The organism is Polaribacter sp. R2A056_3_33, from assembly GCF_019278485.1.
In the GTDB taxonomy this organism is placed as follows: Bacteria; Bacteroidota; Bacteroidia; order Flavobacteriales; family Flavobacteriaceae; genus Polaribacter.
On the sequence record NZ_CP058984.1, the window covers coordinates 3,604,067 to 3,628,423 of the forward strand.

Annotated in this window: 22 protein-coding genes; 13 read left to right on the top strand and 9 right to left on the bottom strand. The window is 30.6% G+C overall.

Translation table 11 applies throughout. The features are described from left to right. Positions 1-92 precede the first annotated feature (92 nt). From dnaB to bshA, 4 genes are all read left to right on the top strand, one after another. Entirely contained in the window at positions 93-1,610 is a 1,518-nt protein-coding gene (gene dnaB, locus H0I29_RS15130) for a replicative DNA helicase (RefSeq protein WP_218733826.1), read from the top strand. Between the two features lie 147 nt (positions 1,611-1,757). Beyond that, a complete protein-coding gene (locus tag H0I29_RS15135; protein WP_218753083.1) occupies positions 1,758-2,942 on the top strand; it encodes an asparagine synthetase B in 1,185 nt (394 codons plus the stop codon). A gap of 130 nt (positions 2,943-3,072) precedes the next feature. After that, positions 3,073-3,918 (top strand): transketolase, encoded by an 846-nt coding sequence (locus H0I29_RS15140; RefSeq protein ID WP_218730380.1) that lies wholly within the window; start codon positions 3,073-3,075, stop codon positions 3,916-3,918. A gap of 178 nt (positions 3,919-4,096) precedes the next feature. Then, entirely contained in the window at positions 4,097-5,233 is a 1,137-nt protein-coding gene (bshA, locus tag H0I29_RS15145) for an N-acetyl-alpha-D-glucosaminyl L-malate synthase BshA (RefSeq protein ID WP_218753084.1), read from the top strand. A 58-nt stretch (positions 5,234-5,291) separates the two neighbouring features. Here bshA and H0I29_RS15150 read toward each other — a convergent pair whose 3' ends face one another. Further along, the gene (locus tag H0I29_RS15150; protein WP_218753085.1) at positions 5,292-5,930 is read right to left on the bottom strand and encodes a DUF937 domain-containing protein; all 639 of its coding nucleotides are present in this window, start codon (positions 5,928-5,930) and stop codon (positions 5,292-5,294) included. Between the two features lie 121 nt (positions 5,931-6,051). Between H0I29_RS15150 and H0I29_RS15155 the strand changes: the two genes are divergently transcribed. The 3 genes from H0I29_RS15155 to H0I29_RS15165 are packed head-to-tail and all read left to right on the top strand — an operon-like array spanning position 6,052 to position 8,600. Further along, a complete protein-coding gene (locus H0I29_RS15155) occupies positions 6,052-7,380 on the top strand; it encodes a dicarboxylate/amino acid:cation symporter (RefSeq protein ID WP_218753086.1) in 1,329 nt (442 codons plus the stop codon). Between the two features lie 31 nt (positions 7,381-7,411). Next, positions 7,412-8,263 (top strand): sulfurtransferase, encoded by an 852-nt coding sequence (locus H0I29_RS15160; RefSeq protein WP_218753087.1) that lies wholly within the window; start codon positions 7,412-7,414, stop codon positions 8,261-8,263. A gap of 10 nt (positions 8,264-8,273) precedes the next feature. Continuing rightward, positions 8,274-8,600 carry a hypothetical protein gene (locus H0I29_RS15165; RefSeq protein WP_218753088.1) on the top strand — a complete coding sequence of 109 codons (327 nt, stop codon included), beginning with the start codon at positions 8,274-8,276 and terminating at the stop codon, positions 8,598-8,600. 58 nt (positions 8,601-8,658) lie between these two features. On the opposite strand, the gene fahA is transcribed toward H0I29_RS15165, so the two are convergent. Beyond that, the gene (gene fahA, locus H0I29_RS15170; RefSeq protein ID WP_218753089.1) at positions 8,659-9,936 is read right to left on the bottom strand and encodes a fumarylacetoacetase; all 1,278 of its coding nucleotides are present in this window, start codon (positions 9,934-9,936) and stop codon (positions 8,659-8,661) included. Between the two features lie 195 nt (positions 9,937-10,131). On the opposite strand from fahA, the gene glyA reads away from it, so the two are divergent. Further along, positions 10,132-11,406 carry a serine hydroxymethyltransferase gene (glyA, locus tag H0I29_RS15175; protein ID WP_218753090.1) on the top strand — a complete coding sequence of 425 codons (1,275 nt, stop codon included), beginning with the start codon at positions 10,132-10,134 and terminating at the stop codon, positions 11,404-11,406. A 160-nt stretch (positions 11,407-11,566) separates the two neighbouring features. On the opposite strand, the gene H0I29_RS15180 is transcribed toward glyA, so the two are convergent. The 4 genes from H0I29_RS15180 to H0I29_RS15195 all read right to left on the bottom strand — a co-directional run bounded on the left by H0I29_RS15180 (position 11,567) and on the right by H0I29_RS15195 (position 15,079). Beyond that, on the bottom strand, positions 11,567-11,752 hold the full coding sequence (locus tag H0I29_RS15180; protein WP_165731176.1) for a CsbD family protein: 186 nt from the start codon (positions 11,750-11,752) through the stop codon (positions 11,567-11,569). Positions 11,753-11,865: 113 nt separating this feature from the next. Further along, positions 11,866-12,081 (bottom strand): hypothetical protein, encoded by a 216-nt coding sequence (locus H0I29_RS15185; RefSeq protein ID WP_218730388.1) that lies wholly within the window; start codon positions 12,079-12,081, stop codon positions 11,866-11,868. A 92-nt stretch (positions 12,082-12,173) separates the two neighbouring features. Beyond that, the gene (rmuC, locus tag H0I29_RS15190; protein ID WP_218753091.1) at positions 12,174-13,520 is read right to left on the bottom strand and encodes a DNA recombination protein RmuC; all 1,347 of its coding nucleotides are present in this window, start codon (positions 13,518-13,520) and stop codon (positions 12,174-12,176) included. A gap of 44 nt (positions 13,521-13,564) precedes the next feature. After that, on the bottom strand, positions 13,565-15,079 hold the full coding sequence (locus H0I29_RS15195; protein ID WP_218753092.1) for a reverse transcriptase domain-containing protein: 1,515 nt from the start codon (positions 15,077-15,079) through the stop codon (positions 13,565-13,567). Between the two features lie 461 nt (positions 15,080-15,540). Between H0I29_RS15195 and H0I29_RS15200 the strand changes: the two genes are divergently transcribed. Both H0I29_RS15200 and H0I29_RS15205 read left to right on the top strand, forming a co-directional pair. Beyond that, on the top strand, positions 15,541-16,146 hold the full coding sequence (locus H0I29_RS15200) for a hypothetical protein (RefSeq protein WP_218753093.1): 606 nt from the start codon (positions 15,541-15,543) through the stop codon (positions 16,144-16,146). Positions 16,147-16,320: 174 nt separating this feature from the next. Next, the gene (locus H0I29_RS15205; protein ID WP_218730389.1) at positions 16,321-16,860 is read left to right on the top strand and encodes a 1-acyl-sn-glycerol-3-phosphate acyltransferase; all 540 of its coding nucleotides are present in this window, start codon (positions 16,321-16,323) and stop codon (positions 16,858-16,860) included. Between the two features lie 151 nt (positions 16,861-17,011). On the opposite strand, the gene pepT is transcribed toward H0I29_RS15205, so the two are convergent. Genes pepT through H0I29_RS15220 form a run of 3 tightly spaced genes read right to left on the bottom strand, consistent with a single transcriptional unit; the run spans position 17,012 to position 19,592 of the window. Continuing rightward, positions 17,012-18,253: a peptidase T gene (gene pepT / locus H0I29_RS15210; RefSeq protein WP_218753095.1), complete on the bottom strand. Its 1,242-nt coding sequence runs from the start codon at positions 18,251-18,253 to the stop codon at positions 17,012-17,014. After that, complete coding sequence (locus H0I29_RS15215; protein ID WP_218753097.1) at positions 18,246-18,812, bottom strand: hypothetical protein; 567 nt, start codon at positions 18,810-18,812, stop codon at positions 18,246-18,248. The genes pepT and H0I29_RS15215 overlap by 8 nt, the downstream gene beginning before the upstream one ends. Positions 18,813-18,854: 42 nt before the next feature. Beyond that, on the bottom strand, positions 18,855-19,592 hold the full coding sequence (locus H0I29_RS15220; protein WP_218753099.1) for an arylesterase: 738 nt from the start codon (positions 19,590-19,592) through the stop codon (positions 18,855-18,857). Between the two features lie 33 nt (positions 19,593-19,625). Between H0I29_RS15220 and H0I29_RS15225 the strand changes: the two genes are divergently transcribed. The 3 genes from H0I29_RS15225 to H0I29_RS15235 are packed head-to-tail and all read left to right on the top strand — an operon-like array spanning position 19,626 to position 24,313. Continuing rightward, complete coding sequence (locus H0I29_RS15225) at positions 19,626-20,321, top strand: ABC transporter ATP-binding protein (RefSeq protein ID WP_218753101.1); 696 nt, start codon at positions 19,626-19,628, stop codon at positions 20,319-20,321. Between the two features lie 37 nt (positions 20,322-20,358). Next, on the top strand, positions 20,359-22,851 hold the full coding sequence (locus H0I29_RS15230) for an ABC transporter permease (RefSeq protein WP_218755247.1): 2,493 nt from the start codon (positions 20,359-20,361) through the stop codon (positions 22,849-22,851). A gap of 52 nt (positions 22,852-22,903) precedes the next feature. Further along, entirely contained in the window at positions 22,904-24,313 is a 1,410-nt protein-coding gene (locus H0I29_RS15235) for a YgcG family protein (RefSeq protein ID WP_218753103.1), read from the top strand. The last annotated feature ends 44 nt before the right edge of the window (positions 24,314-24,357 follow it).

A 24,357-nucleotide genomic window follows, 5' to 3' on the forward strand; every position in this document is an offset into this window, starting at 1 on the left:
AGATAATAACAATTTTGTTTACAATAAATGTTTACAAATTAAAGCAAAGTTTAACAGACCAATTTCAACCTAAAAAAAGTACATTTGTAGCCATGGAAAAAACGACTCCTGTTACGGGTAAAAAGATAGATAAATCAAGGTTAGTACAACTTGAGAAAGGGAAGATTCCGCCGCAGGCAGTGGAATTAGAAGAAGCTGTGTTGGGTGCAATGATGATTGATAAAAAAGGTATTGACGATGTTATAGACATCTTAAGTGCCGATGCTTTTTACGATCAGAAGCACCAAGATATTTACGCAACTATTTACGAATTATTTCAAAATTCTGAACCAATTGACCTTTTAACTGTATCTAACTTGTTAAAAAAGAATGGAAAATTAGAATTTGTTGGTGGAGATTTCTTTTTAATTCGTTTAACTCAAAAAGTGGCATCTTCTGCACACATAGAGTTCCATGCTAGAATTATTTTACAAAAATTTATTCAGCGTAGATTAATTTCAATTTCTAGTGAAATTATAGAAAATGCGTATGATGAAAGTACCGATGTATTTGACTTATTAGATGATGCGGAGGCAAAACTGTTTGAAGTTACCCAAGGAAATTTAAAAAAGAGTTCTGAAGATGCAGGATCTTTAGTAAAACAAGCCTTAGCTAAGATTCAAGAAATTGGTAATCAAGAAGGAATGTCTGGTTTGGCAACTGGTTTTACCAAATTAGATGCACTAACTTCTGGTTGGCAACCATCCGATTTAGTTATTATAGCTGCACGTCCTGGTATGGGGAAAACAGCATTTGTAATTTCGATGGCGAAAAACATGGCGATTGATTTTGGTCATGGTGTTGCTGTGTTCTCATTAGAGATGTCTTCTGTGCAGTTAATTACGCGTATGATTTCTTCGGAAACAGGCTTAACATCAGAAAAATTAAGAAAAGGAAACTTAGAACCACACGAATGGGAGCAGTTAAACGTAAAAGTAAAACGTTTGTCTGATGCACCTATTTTTATTGATGATACACCGTCTCTTTCTGTATTTGATTTACGAGCAAAAGCACGAAGATTGGTGTCGCAACACGGAGTTAGAATTATTGTAATTGATTATTTACAATTAATGACTGCTGGTGGAAAATCTAATGGAAATCGTGAACAAGAAATCTCTATGATTTCTAGAAACTTAAAGGCTTTAGCAAAAGAATTAGAAGTACCAGTAATTGCACTTTCTCAGTTATCTCGTGCGGTAGAAACACGTGGAGGATCTAAAAGACCTTTACTTTCTGATTTACGTGAATCTGGAGCAATTGAGCAAGATGCCGATATTGTATCGTTTATTTTCCGTCCGGAATACTACGGAATGACAGAATGGGATGATGATGATCATTCACCATGTGAAGGACAAGGAGAATTCATTGTAGCAAAACACAGAAATGGTGGTTTAGAAAATATCCGATTAAAATTTACGGGGCATTTAGCAAAATTCTCAGATTTAGAAGAAGGATTTAGTAGTGAATTTCAATCATCTATGAATGCAGATTTCCCTGAAGATCCTTTTGCAGGACAAGGTGGAGTAGATCCAAAAGATGCTTTTGGAGGTGCTGATGATGTTCCTTTTTAAAACATAAAGAATTTATAATATTATAGAAATACACAATTGCTTTAAAGTAATTGTGTATTTTAGTTTTTAGATATGAAAAAACTCCTCACAATCTTAACTTTTCTCTTAATATCAAACTCAATTTGGGCATCATTTATTTATATCCCTATGAGCCATGATAACCAAGTAAACCACTTAAAATCATACGGAATTGTCTATTTTTCTTTAGAAGCAGGTTTAAAATCTAAATGGTTATTAAATTATGATGGAGGTGCTTTTTTAATTGAAAACAATAAAATTGCAGAAAATGAATGTAAAATACGTGGTGTTTCTTATCAAATAATTTCGGATGCAAAAGCACAATTAATATTACAAGAAATTTCATCACCATCTTCTAATCAAGATGCAGTAACTTTAGAAAAAGTACCAAAAATAGTAGTCTATTCCCCAGAAGATAAAATGCCTTGGGACGATGCTGTTACAATGGTTTTAACGTATGCTGAGATTCCGTTTGATGTGATTTATGATAAAGAAGTTTTAGAAGATAAACTAATTTTATATGACTGGTTGCATTTACATCACGAAGATTTTACGGGGCAATATGGTAAGTTTTACGGTTCTTTTAGAACTGCCCCTTGGTATTTAGAAGCTAAGAAAAATTCAGAAAAAAAAGCTTTAGAATTAGGATTTTCAAAGGTTTCTGAAGAGAAATTAGCTGTTGCAAAAAAAATAAGAGATTATGTAATTGGTGGTGGTTTTATGTTTGCCATGTGTTCTGCAACCGATAGTTTTGATATTGCTTTATCTGCAGAAGGAGTAGATATTGCCGAAGCAATGTTTGATGGAGATGCTTCTGACTTAAACTATCAATCGAAAATAAATTATAATAAAACCTTTGCTTTTAAAGACTTTCAATTGGTTAAAAACCCAAGAACGTACGAGTTTTCTAATATAGATACGACTGATAAGCGAATAATTCCTAAAACTTCAGATTATTTTTCTTTAGGTGAGTTTTCTGCAAAATGGGATCCAGTACCAACGATGTTAACACAAAATCATACTGTTTTAGTAAAAGGGTTTATGGGGCAAACTACGGCGTTTAATAGAAATACGATTAAATCTAATGTATTGGTTTTAGGTGAAAATAAAACCAATAGAGAAGCTCGTTATATTCATGGAACTAAAGGAAAAGGAATGTTTACTTTTTATGGAGGTCATGATCCAGAAGATTATTCACACAGAGTAAACGATCCAAAAACGGAATTAGACTTACACCCAACTTCACCTGGTTATCGCTTAATTTTAAATAATGTGTTGTTTCCTGCTGCAAAGAAAAAGAAACAAAAAACATAGATTTTTATCATTTTAAAATTCTTCTTTTCATAAAATATCATTTTAATTGATCATAAAGCTGTTTTTGCTTACAATTAATCTTGTAAGTTGCTATTAAAAAAATTACTTTTGTCCAAATTAAAATAACAAAATGCCAACAACACAACAATTACAAGATTTTACGCAACAAGTTCGTAGAGATATATTACGCATGGTTCATAAAGTTAACTCTGGTCACCCAGGTGGTTCTTTAGGATGTGCAGAATTTATTACTTGCTTATATCAAGAAGTAATGGACTATTCTACAGATTTTACAATGGACGGAAAGAATGAAGATTTATTCTTCCTTTCAAACGGACATATTTCTCCAGTATTTTATAGTGTTTTGGCGCATAGTGGATTTTTCCCAGTAGAAGAATTATCAACTTTTAGATTGTTAAATTCTCGTTTACAAGGTCACCCAACTACGCATGAAGGTTTACCTGGTGTAAGAATTGCTTCTGGATCTTTAGGTCAAGGAATGTCTAATGCTTTAGGTGCTGCACAAGCAAAAAAGTTAAATGGAGACGATAAAATAGTATATAGTTTACATGGTGATGGTGAATTGCAAGAAGGACAGAACTGGGAAGCAATTATGTACGCATCAGCAAAAAAAGTAGACAACATTATTTGTACAATTGATTTAAACAAAAAACAAATTGACGGGACTACAGATGAAGTTTTAGCAATGGGAAGCATTAGAGCTAAATTTGAAGCTTTTGATTGGGACGTTATTGATGTTGAGAAAGGGAATGATATTGAGGCGATTTTAGCTGGTTTAGCTGAAGCGAAAGCATTAACAGGAAAAGGAAAACCAGTTTGTATTTTATTACATACAGAAATGGGGAATGGTGTAGATTTTATGATGCATACACATGCTTGGCATGGTAAAGCACCAAGTGATGAGCAGTTAGAAAATGCATTAGCTCAAAATCCTGCAACTTTAGGAGATTACTAAAAAATTAGCGTCTTTAGATTCTAAAATTAATATATTAAAAAAGCTTTTCGATCTAATTGAAAAGCTTTTTTTATGCTTTTATTTTGATTTCGACTGTAAGAATAGAAGTATATTTACAACTAATGAATAATATTTATGGATCTTTTACTGTAAATCATTTAATATTTCAAAAAATTATATGAAAATAGGAATTGTTTGTTACCCAACATTTGGGGGAAGTGGAGTAGTAGCTACGGAATTAGGAATGGCTTTGGCAGATAAAGGACATGAAGTCCATTTTATTACTTATAACCAGCCTGTTCGTTTAGATTTTCTATCTCATAACCTACATTTTCATCAAGTTGTAATAGAAGAATACCCTCTTTTTGAATACCAACCGTATGAATTAGCGCTGTCTAGTAAAATGGTAGAAGTAGTTAAAAAGCATGATTTAGAAGTTTTACATGTACATTATGCAATACCACATGCGTATGCAGCATATATGGCAAAACAAATGTTAAAAGAAAAAGGGTTAGATGTTAGAGTTGTAACTACGTTGCACGGAACAGATATTACTTTGGTAGGGAGTCATCCTACTTATAAAACGGCTGTAGAATTTAGTATTAATAATTCTGATGTGGTTACTGCTGTTTCTAACAATTTAAAAGAAACCACAAATACGTTATTCAATATTACAAAAGATATTAAAGTAATTTATAATTTTATTGATGTTGAGAAATATAATAATGCACATAAAGAAGAGTGTAAAAGAATAGCATTAGCAAAACCAAATGAAAGAATTTTTACACACGTAAGTAATTTTAGACCTGTAAAGAGAGTAGAAGATGTTGTTAGAATTTTTAGTGAAGTAAGAAAAGAAATTCCTTCTAAACTATTAATGATTGGTGAAGGACCAGAAAGAGCAAATGCAGAAAAAGTTGTAAAAGACTTAAAGCTAACAGAAGATGTATTCTTTTTAGGAAACAGTACAGAAGTTGCTAAAATATTATGTTATACAGATGTTTTTCTTTTGCCTTCGCAAACAGAAAGTTTTGGTTTAGCTGCTTTAGAAGCAATGGCAGCAGGTACTGCTGTAATATCTACCAATACAGGTGGCTTACCAGAAGTAAATATTCATGGAGAAACAGGTTATTTAAGCAATTTGGGTGATATAGCAGATATGGCAAAAAATGCGATCTCAATTGTAAAAGATGATATTACTTTAGAAAGGTTTAAGAAAAATGCTAAAAATCATACGAAGCAATTTTCTTTAGAAAATATATTACCGGTTTATGAAGAAATTTATAAATCTTGTTATAAAAGTAATGTTATATAAACATAAAAAAAGCTCAAACAAATGTTTGAGCTTTTTTATGTTTAAGATTTAGAAAGTCTTATTTTCCAAAAAGGCCACCTAACATACCACCAATTCCTCCAGAGTTTTTATTATCACCACCTAAAAACATTCCAGCAACATCATCTACAACACTTCCATCTCCATCTGCATCTAATATTTTTTCCAAGAAGCTTTGTTCGTTAGTTGCATCATTACCACCTAACATTCCGCCCAATAAACCTCCTAATCCAGAAGAATCTGTAACGTTGTTTTCTTTAGATTTTTTTGCTAAAACACCCATTAATATTGGTGCAGCTACTTTTAAAATGTTTGCAACAGAACCAGCATCTAAACCAGATTTCTGACCAATGACTTGCTCAACACCTTGTTGTTTACTTCCTAAAATATGTCCTAAAATTCCAGCACCATCTTGTTTTACACTTTCGTCTACACCGCCATCAAATAAACCACCAAGATTGTCTAAAATACTACCATCATGTTTACCAGATAGAGCACCCATTAATCCAGCAGCACCTTCTGGTGTAGCGGAGTTTCTCTCCATAGCTTTCATTAACACTGGTAAAGCCATTGTTAAAACACTACTTGTTTTACTTGTGTCATTTCCTGTTGACCCAGAAACTCCTGAGATTATTTGTTTTCCTAAATCACTATTTAATATGTCTAAAATACCTGCCATTTTATGTTTTTAATAATTAATATGAATCTTTTCTAAAAATTATGACACAATATACAAATAAAGTCACATATACTTTAATTTTTTTTTTACCTTTCAAAATCTTAATTTTTTAAACTATTTAATGAAAAAACTAGCATTACACTGGAAGATTTTAATTGGTATGGTTCTTGGAATTCTTTTCGGTTTCATCATGAACTCTGTTGAAGGAGGTAAAGGTTTTGTTACAGATTGGATAAAACCATTTGGTACCATTTTTATAAACTTATTAAAACTAATTGCAGTACCCCTAATTTTGGCCTCTTTAATTAAAGGAATTTCTGATTTAAAAGATATTTCTAAAATTAAAAAAATGGGAATTAGAACTATGGTTATCTACATGTTAACCACATTGGTTGCTATTATAATTGGCTTAGGTATTGTAAATGTGGTAAAACCAGGAGCAGGTATGTCTGCAGACACTATAGAGAAGATAAAGGTTAAATATGAAACATCTTCTGATGTTGTAGATAAATTAACAAAAGCGAGTGCACAAAGTAATACAGGACCACTACAGTCTTTAGTAGATATTTTTCCGAGTAATATTTTTACATCATTAAGTGATGCAAGTATGCTTCAAATTATCTTTTTTGCACTATTTGTCGGCGTTTCTCTATTATTAATTCCAGAGAAAAAAGCAAAACCATTAATGAACTTCTTTGATTCCTTAAATGAAGTTGTCATGAAAATGGTAGATTTAATTATGCTTTTTGCTCCGTATGCAGTATTTGCGCTATTAGCAAATGTTATTATTGCTTTTGATGATACAGAAATCCTTTTAAAACTTTTAGTCTATGCACTTTGTGTAGTTGGAGGTTTATTATTGATGATAGGGTTCTATCTAATTTTAGTGAGTGTTTATACAAAAAAATCGCCTCTTTGGTTTTTAAAACAAATAAGTCCGGCGCAATTATTAGCATTTTCAACAAGTTCTAGCGCTGCAACCTTACCAGTAACTATGGAAAGGGTAGAAGAACATTTAGGTGTAGATCCAGAAGTAGCTGGTTTTGTTTTACCAGTAGGAGCCACCATTAATATGGATGGTACAAGTTTGTACCAAGCCATTGCAGCAGTTTTTATTATGCAAGTAATTTGGCCAGAAGGACTTACATTTTCTAATCAGCTTGTTATTGTAGCCACAGCTTTATTAGCTTCCATTGGTTCTGCAGCTGTACCTAGTGCAGGTATGGTTATGTTGGTTATTGTTTTAGAATCTATAGGTTTTCCAGCGGAATTATTACCAATTGGATTGGCGCTTATATTTGCTGTAGACAGGCCTTTAGATATGATGAGAACCACTGTAAATGTAACGGGAGATGCTACTGTAGCTATGATAATTGCTAAGTCGTTAGATAAATTACATGATGATCCTAAACCGAAAGATTGGGATGATAATTATGAAGATGTAAAGTAGTTTTATATAACTTTTCTAATTCTTTAATACGATGATGTCCTTAAAAATATCAAAACCGATAGTTTCCGTAGCTTGGTTACAAGAGCATTTAGATCATAAAAATCTGATTATTTTAGATTGTACGATTCCAAAAGTTACAGAAAAGTTTAATGCCGTTAATTCTGATGAAAAGTTACAGATTAAAGGCGCTATTTTTTTTGATATTAAAAATACTTTTTCAGATGTAAACGGAAAATTTCCGAACACCATTTTATCTCCAAAAGAATTTGAACATAAAGCACAAGAATTAGGTATTAATAATAATAGTCTTATTGTTTGTTATGACGATTTAGGAGTATATTCTTCACCAAGAGTTTGGTGGATGTTTCAATTAATGGGGTTTACAAACGTTGCTGTTTTAGATGGAGGTTTACCTAAATGGATAGAACATAAATATCCTATTGAAAAACAACAAAATAATTCACGTTCAAAAGGTAATTTTAAGACTAATTATCAATCAGGAAAAATAAAATTTACAAACGATATTTTGAGTGCAATTAATAATAAAACTATTTTAATTGCAGATGCACGCTCTAAAGGTCGTTTTAATAGTACTGAATCAGAACCAAGAAGTGATGTAAAAGGAGGTCATATTCCTAATTCTGTAAGTTTGCCTTTTAGTGAGATTATAGAAAATGGGACTTTTAAGTCTGAAGAAGCATTAAAGGTTATTTTTAATGAAATAAACCCAAAAAAGAAACCTTTTATTTTTTCTTGCGGAACAGGAATCACTGCGTCCGTGTTGGCTTTGGGCGCAGAAATATCAGGATCTAAAAACTATGCTGTTTATGATGGTTCTTGGACAGAGTGGGGAAGTACGGAGAATTTACCAATAGAAATTTAAAATAAACATTATGAACATCAATTGGACAAAAGAAGAATTTCAAACTTATGTATTGTTGTACGCGGCACAAAGTAATTATATAGAAACCGAATCTGAAAGTGCCTATATTTTATCGAAAGTAAATGAAACTTTATTTAATCGGATTCATACAGAGATTGTACATGATAATGATTATCAATCTATGGAAAAAATTAAAACGTATTTAGCTGAAAATAAATATACAGATATTGAAAAAGAAAATCTTTTAAAAGATATAAAAAATGTCTTTTTTGCAGATGGTTCTGTAGATGTTTTAGAACGAAATGTATTTCTCTTATTGAAAAAAATTATAGCGTAAAATTAAAAAAGCTTCACAAATTGTGAAGCTTTTTTAATTTTATATAAAGACTTAGATTCTATTTAGCAGGTAGAATTTTACCTACACATTCTCCAAAACCAATACGTACTTTATCATTTTTACAATGTGCACGCATAATTACAGTATCGTTATCATTTATAAATTTACGTTCTGTACCATCGTTTAACTTAATTGGGTTTTGTCCTCGCCAAGTTAACTCTAACATAGAACCGTAACTATCTTTTGTTGGACCAGAAATAGTACCAGATCCCATTAAATCTCCAGCTTCTACAGGACAACCATTCACAGTATGATGTGCCAATTGCTGTGCCATAGTCCAATACATATATTTAAAATTAGAATTAGAAACGATGGTTTCTTTTCCTTTTTCTGGTTGTATACCAACTTGTAAATGAATATCGTAACTTCCTTTTCCTTTTTGCTTTAAATACGGTAATGGCTCATGTACTTGTTTAGGGCTTTCTACTCTAAAAGGCTCTAAAGCATCTAAAGTTACAATCCAAGGAGATATGGTAGATGCAAAACTTTTTCCTAAAAATGGGCCTAATGGTACATATTCCCAAGCTTGAATGTCTCTTGCAGACCAATCGTTAAATTGCACCAATCCAAATATATATTCTTCCGTTTCTTCAATCGGAATTCTATCACCTAAAACGTTTGCATCTGTGGTTATAAATGCCATTTCTAGCTCAAAATCTAATAATTGAGAAGGACCAAAACCAGGAGTATTACTTCCTTCTTCAGGTTTTGTTTGTCCGTAAGGTCTTCTAATTTTTGTTCCTGATGGCACTATCGAAGAACTTCTACCGTGGTAACCAATAGGTATGTGTAACCAATTTGGTAGCAATGCATTTTCTGGGTCTCTAAACAAAGAACCTACATTGGTAGCGTGTTCTTTACTCGCATAAAAATCAGTATAATCACCTACAGCAACAGGTATTAACATTTCTACTTCATCCATTCTAAAGATTATTTTATCTTTATGATTGGCATTATCTCTTAAAGTTCCATTGGTAACATCAAAAACTTCAGCAATTCTGTTTCTAACTAAACGCCAAGTTTTACGACCATCCGCAATAAAGTCATTTAAATTATCTTGTAGAAAAATATCATCAGTTAATGGTATCCCTTCAAAATAACCTAATTGATGAAAAGCACCTAAATCTATAGCAAAATTTCCAATTCTACTACCAATAGTAATAATATCATCTCTTGTTATGAAAACACCAAAGGGAATGTTTTGAATAGGGAAGTCTGAATCTTTGTCTACTTTTAACCAAGATTTTCTATTAGGATTATTTGCTGTTATGATCATTCTTTTGAAATTTATTTTTCATCAAACCTACATAATTTTTTTTATTTTAAAATAAAAAAACAATTAAAAACGCATTTTTAACAGTACATTTTTAATAAATATACAATTATAATAAATAATGATAAAATATAGTTAAAACATGTTTTTTACAAATTTGATTTTATTATTTTTGATGCTTCTTTAAAAACAACAACAATGCAAATAGACAATCAAATTTTTGACCTTATACAGGAAGAAAAAGAAAGACAGTTAAATGGATTAGAATTAATCGCTTCAGAAAACTTTGTAAGTGATGATGTTATGAGAGCCCAAGGTTCTATTTTAACTAATAAATACGCTGAAGGATATCCTGGTAAAAGATATTATGGAGGTTGTGAAGTAGTTGATGTTATTGAGCAGATTGCTATAGACAGAGCAAAGGAATTATTTGGTGCAGAATATGTAAATGTTCAACCACACTCAGGTTCTCAAGCAAATACAGCTGTTTATGCTGCTTGTTTAAAACCAGGTGATACCGTTTTAGGATTTGATTTATCTCATGGGGGGCATTTAACTCATGGTTCTCCGGTAAACTTTTCTGGAAAATTATACAATCCTGTTTTTTACGGAGTTGTTAAAGAAACTGGAATTATAGATTACGATCATTTAGCTGCACAAGCTAAAGAGCACAAGCCAAAATTAATTATTGCTGGTGCTTCTGCATATTCTAGAGATATCGATTTTAAGAAATTTAGAGAAGTTGCGGATAGTGTTGGAGCTATTTTAATGGCAGACATTTCTCACCCTGCTGGTTTAATTGCTAAAGGAATTTTAAATGATCCAATTCCTCATTGTCATATTGTTACTACAACTACCCACAAAACGTTACGTGGACCAAGAGGTGGTATGATTATGATTGGTAAAGATTTTGACAATCCTTTTGGAGAAACTTTAAAAAATGGAAATCCTAAAAAGATGTCTACTTTAATTAATTCTTCTGTTTTCCCTGGAAACCAAGGTGGACCTTTAGAGCACGTTATTGCTGCTAAAGCAGTTGCTTTTGGAGAGGCTTTAACAGATGAGTTTTTAGAATATCAATTACAAGTAAAAGCAAATGCTGCAGAAATGGCTAAAGAATTTGTTGCAAAAGGATATAATATTATCTCTGGAGGAACAGACAACCACTGTATGCTAATAGATTTACGTAATAAAAACATTTCTGGTAAAGATGCAGAAATTGCATTAGGAAAAGCAGATATTACTGTAAACAAAAACATGGTTCCTTTTGATGATAAAAGCCCATTTGTAACTTCAGGAATCCGTATTGGAACTGCTGCAATTACTACTCGTGGTTTAGAAGAAGAGGATATGAAAGCTGTTGTTAATTTTATTGATGAAGCTATTATAAACGCTGCAAATGAAGATGCTTTACACAAAATTGGTGAGCGTGTTGCGCACATGATGAGTGCAAGAAGATTATTCGTAATGTAGAAGGCAATGCCTTCTTTACATAAGGTATATAATGATCATATTAGTTCGAGTGATTTTGTTTTTAACAAAATAGTGTCGACAACTTATTTGAATACATATAAAAAAAGCATCAAGTTAATTCTTGATGCTTTTTTAGTTTTAAATATATTATAAAGTTGTTTTACCAACTTTTTACTTCTTTTTCTATGGCTTCACGAGTTTCACCATATTTTTCTTGGATTTCTCCAACTAGTTTATCAAAAGAACCTTCTGCTTCCGTACTCTCATCATTGGTAATACGACCATATTTTTCTTTAAATTCTCCTTTTATTTGTTTCCAATTTCCTTTTGTTGTATCCGAGTTCATATTCATTTCATTTATGTACTACAATAGTACTGGTTAATAATAGTGTAAATTTAGAAAGATTTATAATTGCTTATGAATGCTATCTATTAAAATTTTGACTCATTAGATAAAAGTTATTCTTTTTCTGAACTTTTAATTTTTCCAGCAATTTCATCTGCATCATCAGTAGCACTCTGTATTTGGTTTTTTAATTCATCTTTCTCTTTTTTCTTATCAATTTCTGCTACGATACTTTCTTTTTTGTTATCTGAATCTTTTTCATTCTTTTCATCTGTTTTTACTGTTCCTTTTAAAGGATGTAAACCTCTTTCGTGTTTTATAACTGACATATTTTTTAGTTTTTTAGGTTAATACTCACTTCAAAAGTAAAAAATAAGTAAATTTCAGCTTAACTACATTCGGTTAAATAATAACGCATTAGCTATTCATCAACTTCATTAGCACGTTTAATAATGTTCTCTGGGATAGCCTTTTTAGCTTTAGCACCCATTTTTTTTAACTTTTCTACAGAAGTAATTAAGTTTCCTCTACCTTCAAAAAGCTTATTCATTGCATTTGAGTATTCATTTTTACTGTCGTCAATTCGTTTACCAATTCCAACTAAATCACCTAATAAACCATTAAACTTGTCATATAAAGCACCAGCTTGTCTTGCAATTTCTAAAGCATTTCTTTGTTGTTTTTCATTATTCCACATAGAATCTATGGTTCTTAAAGTCGCCAAAAGAGTAGTAGGAGTTACAATCACAATATTTTTTTCAAATGCTTTATTGTATAAGTGATTATCAGAATTTATGGCAACAGCAAAAGCAGGTTCTATGGGAATGAAAAGTAAGACAAAATCTGGAGATTCAATTCTATAAATATCTTCATATTTTTTTTCTGATAATTGATGTACATGTCTTTGAAGTGATGCCACATGCTCTTTTAAAAACTGTGCTTTTAAGGTTTCATCTTCTTCATTTATAAACTGCTCATAAGCCGTTAAAGAAACCTTAGAATCTACAATCATTTTTTTATTATCTGGTAAATGAATCACCACATCGGGTAGAATTCTCTTACCATCTTCATTGGTGAAGCTTTGCTGTACATAATACTCTCTATCTTTCTCTAATCCAGATTTTTCTAAAACTCTTTCTAATACTAATTCTCCCCAATTACCTTGCATTTTATTATCGCCTTTTAAGGCCTTGGTAAGATTTAATGTTTCTTTACTCATTTGTTGGTTTAGCTCTTTTAAACCTAAAATTTGCTGACGTAAAGCAGCATGATAATCGATACTTTCCTTATGTGTTTTATCTACTTTATCTTCAAAAACTTTAATTTTTTCTTGCAGTGGATTTAAGATAATTTTTAAGTTTTCTTGATTTTGTTGGGTAAATTTGGTTGACTTTTCTTCTAAAATTTTATTGGCTAATACTTCAAAATTATTGGTAAATTTTTCTTGTAATTTTTCGACTTCATTTTTATTATGCGCTAGTTTTTCCTCAACATTTTTGAATTCTGTTTCTAAACGTGTTTTATCTGAAATTAAAGTTTCTTTTTCTTTTTGAACGTATCTAAGTTCACCTTGCAAATCATCGATTGTAATTTCTGTATTTTTAAGTGTTTCATTTAGTTTAGAAATTTCAAATTCTAATACAGATTTTTCCTTTTCAGAAACTCCTTTTGCTTTTTCAAATTTTAATTTGGTTAATAGTTTGCCTATAAAAAAACCTATCACACTAAATATTAGTGCAATTAAAGCGTAAATTATTAATTCGTTCATCCTCTAAATTTTAATATTGTAAATGTAATAAATATTGTATCCCTTTAATCTTTATCAACATTTGAAAACTCATACTTCTTCATTGTCTTTTGTAGTATCTTCCAATGATTTCTTAATTGTCTTTTAATTTCTGGCGCATTTAAGTCGTCTGAAGCTCTGTAAGCATATCGTAAATAATTACCTCTAAATTTTCTGTCAAAATATTTAGTTTTAGCTCTTCCATTAATAAAATCGGTTCTTTTTGCAGGAATTTTTCTTGATTTTACACCTTTAAAAGAGTAAAGTCTATATAATTTTCTTTTAAAAAGAGGAGCTTCATCTACTAAGTTTTCTTCTTTAATATGTTCAACTCGTTTATGTTTTCTTTTTACAGTTTGTTTCATTTCTCTGTAAAACTGAGCAAGATTTTTAGATTTTATTAAAGTTTGATATCCATAAAATTCAAAACCTAAATAATTAAGAGGAACATTTACTTGCAAACTTTTGTCTTTGTTTATCTTAAATGATTGAAGTCTATTATTCTGAGTTTTAAATAATGTAATTTCAGTTTTTTCTTTTGATATTGTTAAATCAATTTTTGCAACTTCATCTATAATAAATTTTTCAACAAAATCTATTTGATTTTCTTTACAGAGAACAACAATATCATCAGAATATCTTCTATAAAAAACATCATGTTTAACTGACAATTCATTAATAACAGCTTCATCAAAAGCTAACATGTACATATTGGCTAATAAAGCACTTATTGGTAAGCCTTGAGGAATTCCAATTAATTTTTTATCTGAATTCTTTTTTTGATTTTTATGAATGATAACTTCAGAGTCTAAAAGTTCTTGAATATTATCAAAAAAAGTATGTTTTCCGTTTTTCTTATTTTTTGCTAATTGTTTTTCATCAAAATGATTATTCTTCGTTTTTAAATCATCTAATTTCACATAAGAAAACCTTGTTACTGCTTTAAAAAGATTATAATGATCTTTTGGTAATGTTTTATTACCTAATATTTTTGCCCAAGCTAATTTTAGCTTTTTATGATTTAGAGTAGGGAAGAAGTTTTCAATATCTAAAACTAAAGCGACACAGTTTTCTCGTCTCTTAATTTCATCAAATACATCTTTAGCAAAATGAACATTATTTTTAAACTTTACATTATCTTCAGTTTCAATTCTTCTGTAAGCAGTTATTGATTCTGAAAGTAATTTGTTTTTACTTAAATACGATTCATATTTAGGAGTAATAATTTTTTGAGTATAATAAGAATACACATGTGCATCCATATGTGTAGCGTATAAAATTTCTCTGATTTTTGTATTAGAAACTAAATCACCCTCTTTTAGCTTTTTATGAGAACGTTTTAATTCTCCGTCAAAACAGGATTCTTTATATCTACGTTGTTTTATCTCTTTAAAAATTAAAGGCGAAAAAGAGTGTTTTGCAATTTTTATTGGATTGAAAACATAGTGTTTTACTTTTTCTTTAACAGACATAGGTGTCTTATTAGAAAAATGAGGATACCCTCTGTCTTTAAACCAATCTTTTTCTTTTTTCTTTATCATAACTAATAAAAGTAAGAGAAGTTCTCGCTCGGTATTTAATCTAATAAACGTAACATCATTAAATGACTGAGCTATTAACCGTGTTCACGATTCCCGATGCAATTGAACGTACTATTGTATTTAGATATAGCAATGCAGCTATTTAAACTTCTAATCCTTATTAATATGATATTAAACAGACTTGAACTTCATTGGTTCTTCAATATATTTATATATATGACTGAACTCACAACTAAATTACTTCAATTAAACACGATTATGTTGACATCATCGTGTTTAATTGAAATAAATAACACTTTTACTAATTCACGTATGTATTAATCCCTTTTAGAAAAAGGTCTGAATTAATTGAAATTAAAAATTTACAATGGCTCAATAAATGTTTATTAAAAATAACTAAAGAACTTCCTTACTTAGAAGTAAATATAAGATTTTTAGTTATCTTTAATGAAAAAATAAGTATGAAAAATAAATATCCTGTTGGTTGTATTGTAACATTTAAATCTCATCCTTTATTATATGATTTTATGATTAAAGGAGACGGAAAGCTAGTTCCTCCTTTTATGATTGTAAAAGAAGCTTTTATTGAAGATATAAAAAAGAAAATTGTAGACGATGTTACTGGAGAACAAATTGCAGAAAGAGTAAAATATACATGTGTTTTTTTTGATGATAATAAGACGGAGTTTAAAGAAGTTATTCTGTATGAATCAATGTTAACTAATTTTAAAGAGATTTTTATAGCAAAAATGGATGGTGATACGAAATCGAAAGAATCAGATTATAAATCTCTAATTAAAGAAGCTTCAGAATATATTGTTCCTGATTATAATTATGGAAATATTATTTACTTTAGAACTAAAAAGTTTGAAGTTTTCAAAAAAAGAAGTTCTATTAAAAGAACTAGAGATTTAATAGATAACAAATCAGTAGAAAATAAAGAATTCACTAGAAAAGAAACTATTCAATATGTAGTTAACTATTCTACACCTGAATTTGTTTTATCCGGAATTAAAAAAGAAAATCACGATAATTTATTTTATCCAAATGGAGATATTAAAAAGTAGTATCAGAAGTTTTATATAAAGTAAAATGGTTTAATTCAAATCAGATGAAGTTTAGTGAAATTTATTTACCAGCAGAATGTTTTACAGATATTCAACCCTATGAAACAAAAGTTCCACATAATTTTAAACCAAAGCTTATTAATGCTTAATTTTGTTCTTTGATTAGAGAATGAAATGAAAACAATTGCAAGGTTTATATTATTTACGATATTAGGATGGAAACTAGAAAACGATTTTCCAAAAGAGCCTAAGAAATACGTTGTTATTGCTGCACCGCATACCAGTTGGTTAGATTTTCCGATTGCAATTTTATCTAGAATGTCTTCGGGTACTATGGTTCATTTTATAGGTAAATCTTCACTTTTTAAAGGTCCGTTTGGTTTTATATTTAAAGCTTTAGGAGGCACACCTGTAGACAGAAGTAAGAGTACAAATATGGTAGATGCCGTTATTGATGTGTTTAACAATAAGGAAGAATTCAGGTTAGGAATTTCGCCTGAAGGAACAAGAAAAAAAGTAGATAAATGGAAAACAGGGTTCTACTATATTGCAAAAGGAGCGAATGTTCCTATTGTTATGGCAACCTTAGACTTTAAAAATAAGAAGATAAAAATATCTAAACCTTATTATGCCACAGCAAGTATAGATGCTGATTTTGAGGTGTTTCACTCTTTTTTTAAAGACGTAAAAGGGAAAAACCCTGAATTATTTTAATTATTTGGTTGGTTTTATAAAAAAGTTTATATTTGTGTGTTACATATAATTATTGATAGAGATTAGGGGCTTTATTTTTAAGAAATATGTTACGCAAATAGTATCATGCTATGATATGGAGTCTTCAGGATACTGAAGACTCTTTTTTTTGTTATGCAAATTTCACAGAAATTTTTTCTGCAATACCTATAATTACTTCTGTTGCTTTCACCATAGATTCTACAGGTACATACTCATATCTACCATGAAAATTATGTCCGCCAGCAAAAATATTAGGACAAGGCAAACCTTTAAATGATAATTGAGAACCATCTGTCCCACCACGAATCGCTTTAATTAAAGGTGTAATTCCCAAATCTGTCATTACTTCTTCTGCAATATCTACAATATGCATTACTGGAGTAATTTTTTCTTTCATATTAAAGTATTGATCTTTAATCGTTACTTCAATTAAGTCTTGATTGTATCTTGTATTAAAATCTAACGCAATTTTGTGCATTAAACTTTTTCTCTTTTCAAATAAATCTAAATCATGATCTCTTACGATGTATTCTAAAACAGTTTTTTCTACATTTCCATTGATATCATGTAAATGAAAAAAACCTTCATAACCTTCTGTTCTTTGCGGAATCTCGTTTGTTGGAAGTGCTGTAATAAATTCATTAGCAATTAGCATAGAGTTTATCATTTTACCTTTTGCATATCCTGGATGTACAATTTTACCAGTAATGGTTACTATTGCCCCGGCAGCATTAAAATTCTCATATTCTAATTCCCCAATCTGACTTCCATCCATAGTGTATGCCCATTCTGCACCAAATTTATCCACATCAAACATGTGTGCGCCTTTACCAACTTCTTCATCTGGAGTAAAGCAAATTCTAATTTTACCATGTTTAATTTCTGGATGCTGAATTAGGTATTCCATCGCGGTTACAATTTCTGTAACTCCGGCTTTATCATCTGCACCTAAAAGGGTAGTACCATCCGTTGTAATAATCGTTTGACCTTTATATTGTAATAAATCATCAAAATAATCTGGCGATAAAACGATGTTTTCCTCTACATTTAAAATAATATTATTGCCTTGATAGTTTTCTACAATTTGAGGTTTTACATTTTTACCTGAAAAATCTGGACTCGTATCTATATGTGCTACAAAACCAATGGTTGGCACTTCATAATCTAAATTACTTGGTAGAGTTGCCATGATGTAGCAATTGGCATCTAAATCTACCTCTTTCATACCAATTTGTTTTAGCTCATCCACTAATACATTGGCTAAATCCCATTGTTTTTCGGTACTCGGAAAAGCAGGATTGTTAGGATCTGACTCTGTGTCTATAGTTACGTATTTTATAAATCTATCGGTAATATGTTGTTTTTCAATCATTTTGTTGAATATTTTTAATTTTTTTCATTAATGCAAGTGCGTCGCATAATCTTTTGTTAACTAAAGAATCGCCATAAACTTCCGCCTTTGCAAGTATAAAATTCTGGTCGTTTATTTTTATAAATAAGTGGCAAACTTGGTATTCAAACTTTCTTTTTTTTCCTTTTGAAACGGTGTAATAAGAAGGTTTTTCTAAAAAAGTAGTCTCTTCAGATTTTATTTTGATGAGATTTTTTGATAGATCTTCTTGCGCTCGTTCTAGTTTAAAAGACGTATCAAAATTAATGTTTTTATTGATAAATGTAACATCTAAAAGCAAAGTTTCTGTTAATTGTTTTGTAGTGTCTGCTGTGTAAATAGAAGATTGTAAATCGTCATAATACAAATTCGTTTTCCATGTATTTGGTATCTCTAAAGAAAACAAATTTTTAACGTCTTTTACTTCTTCTAAATTGTTAAAAGTAGTGGCGTTACAATTAAAGTACTTGCTAATTTCTGTTTGATTTGAACAGGAAACAAAGAGAAGTGAAGTAATTAGTATTAAAAGGATATTTTTCATAAAAATATTTAGAAATATTAAAATGTATATTTTAGAAACACTTTATTTTAAAATTGGTTTTAAAACAGTCCAAACATTTTTAGCCAATATTTGATGTCCTTCTTTTGTAGGATGAATACCATCTTTTTGATTTAAATCTGAAATACCTCCTACATTTTCTAACAAGAAAGGAACTAAATACAGATCGTTTTTTGTTGCCAAATCAGGAAACATATTTTTAAATTCAGTAGTATATTCTTGTCCCATATTTGGTGGAATTTGCATTCCGGCTAACACAATAATTGTTTCTGGATATTTCTTTTTTACAGCATCTATAATATCTTGCAAATTTTCTTTAGACTGCTTTAATGGCACACCTCTTAAACCATCATTTGCACCTAATTCTAATATAAAAATGGTTGGTTTTTGATTTAGTACCCAATCAATTCTATTTTTTCCACCAGATGTAGTTTCTCCACTCACGCCAGAATTTACAATGCTATAATTCAATTGTAAAGAGTCTATTTTCTGTTGAATAATTCCAGGAAAAGCATCGTTAACATCATCTAAACCATAGCCTGCGGTTAAACTATCACCAAAAAAAACAATTGTTTTTACATTGTTATTTTCGGTCTGATTGATTTCAGTATCAGGAGTCGTTGTTTCAGCATTTGTTGTTTTTTTAGAAGCATCTTGTTTGCAAGAGAATATGAATATCAGTAAAAAAATGCAACAAAATTTTAAGAAAACCTTTTGAGATAAATTGTTGATATGTATAAGCAATTGATTATTTTTCAACATCGGAATATTTTAGTAAGAAATTAAATAAAAGTAATGTCAAATATATTAAAGATTAATGATTTAGAGAAAACTTATACTAGTGGTTCTAAAAAATTAACAGTAATTAGCAATATCTCTTTTGAAGTAGAAAAAGGAAGTATTTTTTCTATTGTAGGGCCTTCTGGAAGTGGAAAAACGACTTTATTGGGGTTGTCTGCAGGTTTAGATTACCCAACTGCTGGAACTATTGAGTTGTGCGGCAATTCTTTACAAGATTTAAATGAAGATGAACGTGCTGCATTGCGTAACAAAGAAGTCGGTTTTATTTTTCAGAATTTTCAATTATTACCTACTTTAACAGCTTTAGAAAACGTAATTGTTCCTTTAGAGTTACAAGGCGAAAAAAATGCAGCTAAATTTGGAATAGCATTGTTAGAAAAAGTAGGTTTAGCAGATCGGTTACACCATTATCCATCGCAATTATCTGGAGGAGAGCAGCAGAGAGTTGCATTGGCAAGAGCTTTTGCTAATAGACCTTCTATTTTGTTTGCAGATGAACCAACTGGTAATTTAGATGAAGAAACTGGCGAAAAGGTCATTCAATTATTGTTTGAATTGAACAAAGAAGCGGGCACGACTTTAATCATTATTACACACGATTTAGATTTAGCTAACAGAACACAACAGATTTTACGATTAAAAGGTGGTAAGATTATTTCTAACGAAAAAACAAACACTATTAATGCGTAAAATGACTTCAAAAGTAAATTTTAAGTGGCTATTAAAAATGGCTTGGAGAGACGGAAAAGCAAGCCTTTCTAGGTTGATGCTTTTTATGGCATCTATTATTTTAGGTATTGCAGCTGTAGTTTCCATTCAGTTATTTAGTGACAATTTAAAGCAAAACATAAAGCTACAGTCGAAATCCTTAATGGGAGCCGATTTTATTATTGATAGTAAACAAATACCTTCTAAAAAAGTACAAGCTATTATAGATTCTTTAGGCGCAGATGCATCTGAAGTCAATTTTGTGTCTATGGCTGCTTTTCCTAAAAATAATGGGACAAAATTAGTAAAGGTTAGAGCTATGGAAGGTGATTTTCCGTTTTACGGAGATTTATCTACGGAACCTGAAAATGCTGGTAAAAAATATCAAGAATTGGGAGGTGCTTTGGTAGATGCTACCTTGCTTTTACAATATAATATAAACCCTGGAGATTCTATTAAATTAGGTAAAAATACGTTTAAAATTATTGGTGCTTTAAAATCAATTCCGGGTAGTACAGCAATTTCTTCTTCTGTGGCACCAACGGTTTTAATTCCGTTTCGTTTTGTTGAAGAAACAGGATTGTTACAATTAGGAAGTAGAAAAGAATATCAGTACTTTTTTGAAGCTCCTACAATGGATTTAGTCACTTTAGAAAACAAAATAGATACTATTCTTAAGGCAGAAAATGCCGATTTAGATACGCATACAAGTACCAGTGAGCGATTGGGGAGAAGGTATGATAATGTAAGTCGATTTTTAAATTTAGTCGCTTTTATAGCACTTTTGTTAGGTTGTATTGGTATTGCGAGCTCTGTACATATTTATATTAAGGAAAAACTAAAAAATGTAGCTGTTTTAAAATGTTTAGGAGCTTCTAGAAAACAAACTTTTTTAATTTATTTAATCCAAATTATTGGTATTGGGTTGATTGGCGGTTTAATTGGTGCTGTTATTGGAGTTAGTTTACAATATGCTTTTCCGTATCTCTTACAAGATTTTTTACCTTTTGATGTTGCCATTTCAATTTCTGCTCAACCTATAATAATGGGCGTTGCTTTAGGTGTTTTAATGTCCGTTTTATTTGCATTATTACCCTTGTTAGGTACTTGGTACGTCTCTCCTTTAGAGGTTTTAAGAGGTTCTGAAGATAATTTACAAAAACCTAAAAAAGCACGAATTGCAGTAGTATTGGCAATTTTACTTTTCATTTATTTGTTTTCTTTTTGGATGCTAAAAGATGCCGTAAACGGATTGATTTTTACCGCAGGTATTTTTATCACTTTTGCAATTATGGCAGGTGTTGCTAATCTTTTCATCAAATTGATTAAAAAATTCTTCCCAAGTTCTTGGGGATATACAAAACGTCAAAGTTTATTGAATTTATTTAGACCCAATAATCAAACGATGGTGCTTGTTTTAGCGATTGGGTTGGGGACTTTTCTAATAAGTACGTTATACTTTACGAAGGATATTTTACTAGCAAAAACATCCATAGAAAATAAAAAGAATGATGCGAATATTATTCTAATGGATGTTCAACAAAAGCAGGAAACGGCTATTTTAGAAACTTTTACTAGCAAAGGATTGGAAGTAATTGATAACATACCAATTATTACCATGCGTATGGAAACTATTCATGGTAAAACGGTAAATGAGATTCGGAAAGATTCTACTATTAAAATGAAAAAATGGATCTTAAACAGAGAATTTAGAGTTACCTACAGAGAAGAATTAGCAGAAACCGAAGAAATTATAGAAGGTGAGTGGACAGGAAAAATGACTAAAGGAGTACCAATTAATATTTCTATTTCCGATAATTTTGCTGAAGATGCCAATTTAAAGGTAGGAGATCCAATTGTTTTCAACATTCAAGGTGTGTTGATGGAAACCATCGTGGGAAGCATCAGAAAAGTAGATTGGAGTAGTATGAAAGTCAATTTTATGATTTTGTTTCCAACGGGAGTTTTAGAAAATGCACCTCAATTTAATGTAATGACTACCCATGTGCCAAATAAAGAAGGTTCTGCGGAATTACAGAGAGCGTTGGTGCAAGAATTCCCAAATGTTACTATTTTAGATTTACGTCAGGTTTTTACCATTGTAGAAGATATTTTAGATAAAATCTCTTGGATCATTAATTTTATGGCGTTTTTTAGCATTTTAACAGGTTTTATTGTGTTGATTGGTTCCGTTAGAAATAGTAAATACCAACGAATTAAAGAAAGTGTATTGTTAAGAACATTAGGTGCAAAAAGCAAACAAATTTTACAAATTACGGCCTTAGAATATGTCTACCTAGGAGTTTTGGGTAGTTTAACGGGTATTTTATTGTCTTTAATTGGTAGTCAATTATTAGCCACCTTTATATTTAAAGAACCGTTTATACCATCTGCAATTCCGTTTTTAGTTTTTCTCCCAGGAATTACATTTTTAGTAGTTGTAATTGGTTTGAGTAATTTAAAATCGGTTTTAAAAAGTCCGCCATTGGAAGTGTTGAGGAAAGAAGTTTAATCGAACATAGATAAAACCTAGTTTATTAGTTTTAAAAATATAAAAATAACTGATGAAAGTACACCATGCTACCTATTATAAACAGACTAAAAATTTTGTACTGTACAGCCTGTTGTTAGCCTGTTTTTTTACCCCAATAACAATTGTTAGTCAGGGAATTACGGAGGGTGCTACCAATGCTACAGAAGTAATAGAGACTTCTGTCAAAAATCCTTTAGACCAAAAGACGGTTGAGCAACTAAAAATTACTTATCCAAGGTTTAAAGTACCAGTTTATAATAGTGGTAAAGAAAGTTATTCAATTAAAGAAGTACCGAGTCCAAGAGGCAAAGGAATTATTGGATATGTATCTGATCCATATGATTATATTGATGCTTCTTCAGAAATTCAAATAAATCGATTATTATTTGAATTAGAACAAAAATCATCTGTAGAAGTTGCAGTAGTTGTGGTTCCGAGTATTGGTAAAGAAATACCTAAAGAATTTGCTGTAGATCTTTTCGAATTATGGGGCATTGGTAAAGCAGATACAGACAACGGATTGCTAATTTTAACGGTAATGGACCAGCGGAGAACAGAGTTTGAGGTTGGTTATGGTCTAGAACCAATTTTAACGGATGCTGTTTGTTATCGCATTGGTGTAAATGAAATTGTGCCTAATTTTAAGAATGGAAATTATGGTGAAGGGTTGGTAAATTCGGTGGTTAGAATACGTGAGTTTTTAGACAATCCACAAGTTATACAAGAAGTCTACGGTACTAGTATTGTACATCAAAAAGATGATCATTATCAGTGGTATCATTATTTGTTATTTGGTTATGCTTTTGTTTGTATATTATTTTTTGTGTGGTATTACGGTGTAATATTTCAAACACAAGTATCTAAAGACGATTTTTATGACAAGTATAATCGATTGGACGAATTTAAATTAGGTTGTCTTATCTATTTATTTCCAATTCCAATACTTTTCATTTCTAAATTGGTAAAAAAACGCTTGCAAGAATATCGAACAGCTCCTCGTTATAGTAAAGTGAATGGAGAATTATTACATCTAAAAAACGAATGGACAGAAAATGAATTTTTAGAAGCTGCTCAAATTTTAGAAGAAAATCTCAAATCTACTCGTTACGATGTTTGGGTAACGGAAGACCAAAGTGATATTTTAATTTTAGAATACGAAGGAATTAATAGCAGAAAATATAGTGATTGCACAAAATGTGGTTATAAAACGTACGGAAAAAAATCATCTAAACTTCTAAAAGCTGCAACTTATGCATCTGCAGGAGAGCGCGTTGATTTTTATGAATGTAGGAATTGTAATTATCAAGATGAAAAGAAGGTAGTTCTTGCTAAAAAAGTAAGACAGACTTCCTCGTCTTCTGGTTCTTCGTCATCTTTTTCTTCGTCATCAAGTTTTGGAGGCGGTAGTTCTGGTGGTGGTGGAGCGGGTGTTAGTTGGTAATCATTTACATCATAAAAAGGGTTCGAATATTTCGATTTTTATTA

Excerpts from the sequence above, each read along its gene's own strand:
- dnaB (WP_218733826.1), top strand. The coding sequence starts at position 93 with ATGGAAAAAACGACTCCTGTTACGGGTAAAAAGATAGATAAATCAAGG.
- H0I29_RS15135 (WP_218753083.1), top strand. The coding sequence starts at position 1,758 with ATGAGCCATGATAACCAAGTAAACCACTTAAAATCATACGGAATTGTC.
- H0I29_RS15140 (WP_218730380.1), top strand. The coding sequence starts at position 3,073 with ATGCCAACAACACAACAATTACAAGATTTTACGCAACAAGTTCGTAGA.
- bshA (WP_218753084.1), top strand. The coding sequence starts at position 4,097 with ATGAAAATAGGAATTGTTTGTTACCCAACATTTGGGGGAAGTGGAGTA.
- H0I29_RS15150 (WP_218753085.1), bottom strand. The coding sequence starts at position 5,930 with ATGGCAGGTATTTTAGACATATTAAATAGTGATTTAGGAAAACAAATA.
- H0I29_RS15155 (WP_218753086.1), top strand. The coding sequence starts at position 6,052 with ATGAAAAAACTAGCATTACACTGGAAGATTTTAATTGGTATGGTTCTT.
- H0I29_RS15160 (WP_218753087.1), top strand. The coding sequence starts at position 7,412 with ATGATGTCCTTAAAAATATCAAAACCGATAGTTTCCGTAGCTTGGTTA.
- H0I29_RS15165 (WP_218753088.1), top strand. The coding sequence starts at position 8,274 with ATGAACATCAATTGGACAAAAGAAGAATTTCAAACTTATGTATTGTTG.
- fahA (WP_218753089.1), bottom strand. The coding sequence starts at position 9,936 with ATGATCATAACAGCAAATAATCCTAATAGAAAATCTTGGTTAAAAGTA.
- glyA (WP_218753090.1), top strand. The coding sequence starts at position 10,132 with ATGCAAATAGACAATCAAATTTTTGACCTTATACAGGAAGAAAAAGAA.
- H0I29_RS15180 (WP_165731176.1), bottom strand. The coding sequence starts at position 11,752 with ATGAACTCGGATACAACAAAAGGAAATTGGAAACAAATAAAAGGAGAA.
- H0I29_RS15185 (WP_218730388.1), bottom strand. The coding sequence starts at position 12,081 with ATGTCAGTTATAAAACACGAAAGAGGTTTACATCCTTTAAAAGGAACA.
- rmuC (WP_218753091.1), bottom strand. The coding sequence starts at position 13,520 with ATGAACGAATTAATAATTTACGCTTTAATTGCACTAATATTTAGTGTG.
- H0I29_RS15195 (WP_218753092.1), bottom strand. The coding sequence starts at position 15,079 with ATGATAAAGAAAAAAGAAAAAGATTGGTTTAAAGACAGAGGGTATCCT.
- H0I29_RS15200 (WP_218753093.1), top strand. The coding sequence starts at position 15,541 with ATGAAAAATAAATATCCTGTTGGTTGTATTGTAACATTTAAATCTCAT.
- H0I29_RS15205 (WP_218730389.1), top strand. The coding sequence starts at position 16,321 with ATGAAAACAATTGCAAGGTTTATATTATTTACGATATTAGGATGGAAA.
- pepT (WP_218753095.1), bottom strand. The coding sequence starts at position 18,253 with ATGATTGAAAAACAACATATTACCGATAGATTTATAAAATACGTAACT.
- H0I29_RS15215 (WP_218753097.1), bottom strand. The coding sequence starts at position 18,812 with ATGAAAAATATCCTTTTAATACTAATTACTTCACTTCTCTTTGTTTCC.
- H0I29_RS15220 (WP_218753099.1), bottom strand. The coding sequence starts at position 19,592 with ATGTTGAAAAATAATCAATTGCTTATACATATCAACAATTTATCTCAA.
- H0I29_RS15225 (WP_218753101.1), top strand. The coding sequence starts at position 19,626 with ATGTCAAATATATTAAAGATTAATGATTTAGAGAAAACTTATACTAGT.
- H0I29_RS15230 (WP_218755247.1), top strand. The coding sequence starts at position 20,359 with ATGGCTTGGAGAGACGGAAAAGCAAGCCTTTCTAGGTTGATGCTTTTT.
- H0I29_RS15235 (WP_218753103.1), top strand. The coding sequence starts at position 22,904 with ATGAAAGTACACCATGCTACCTATTATAAACAGACTAAAAATTTTGTA.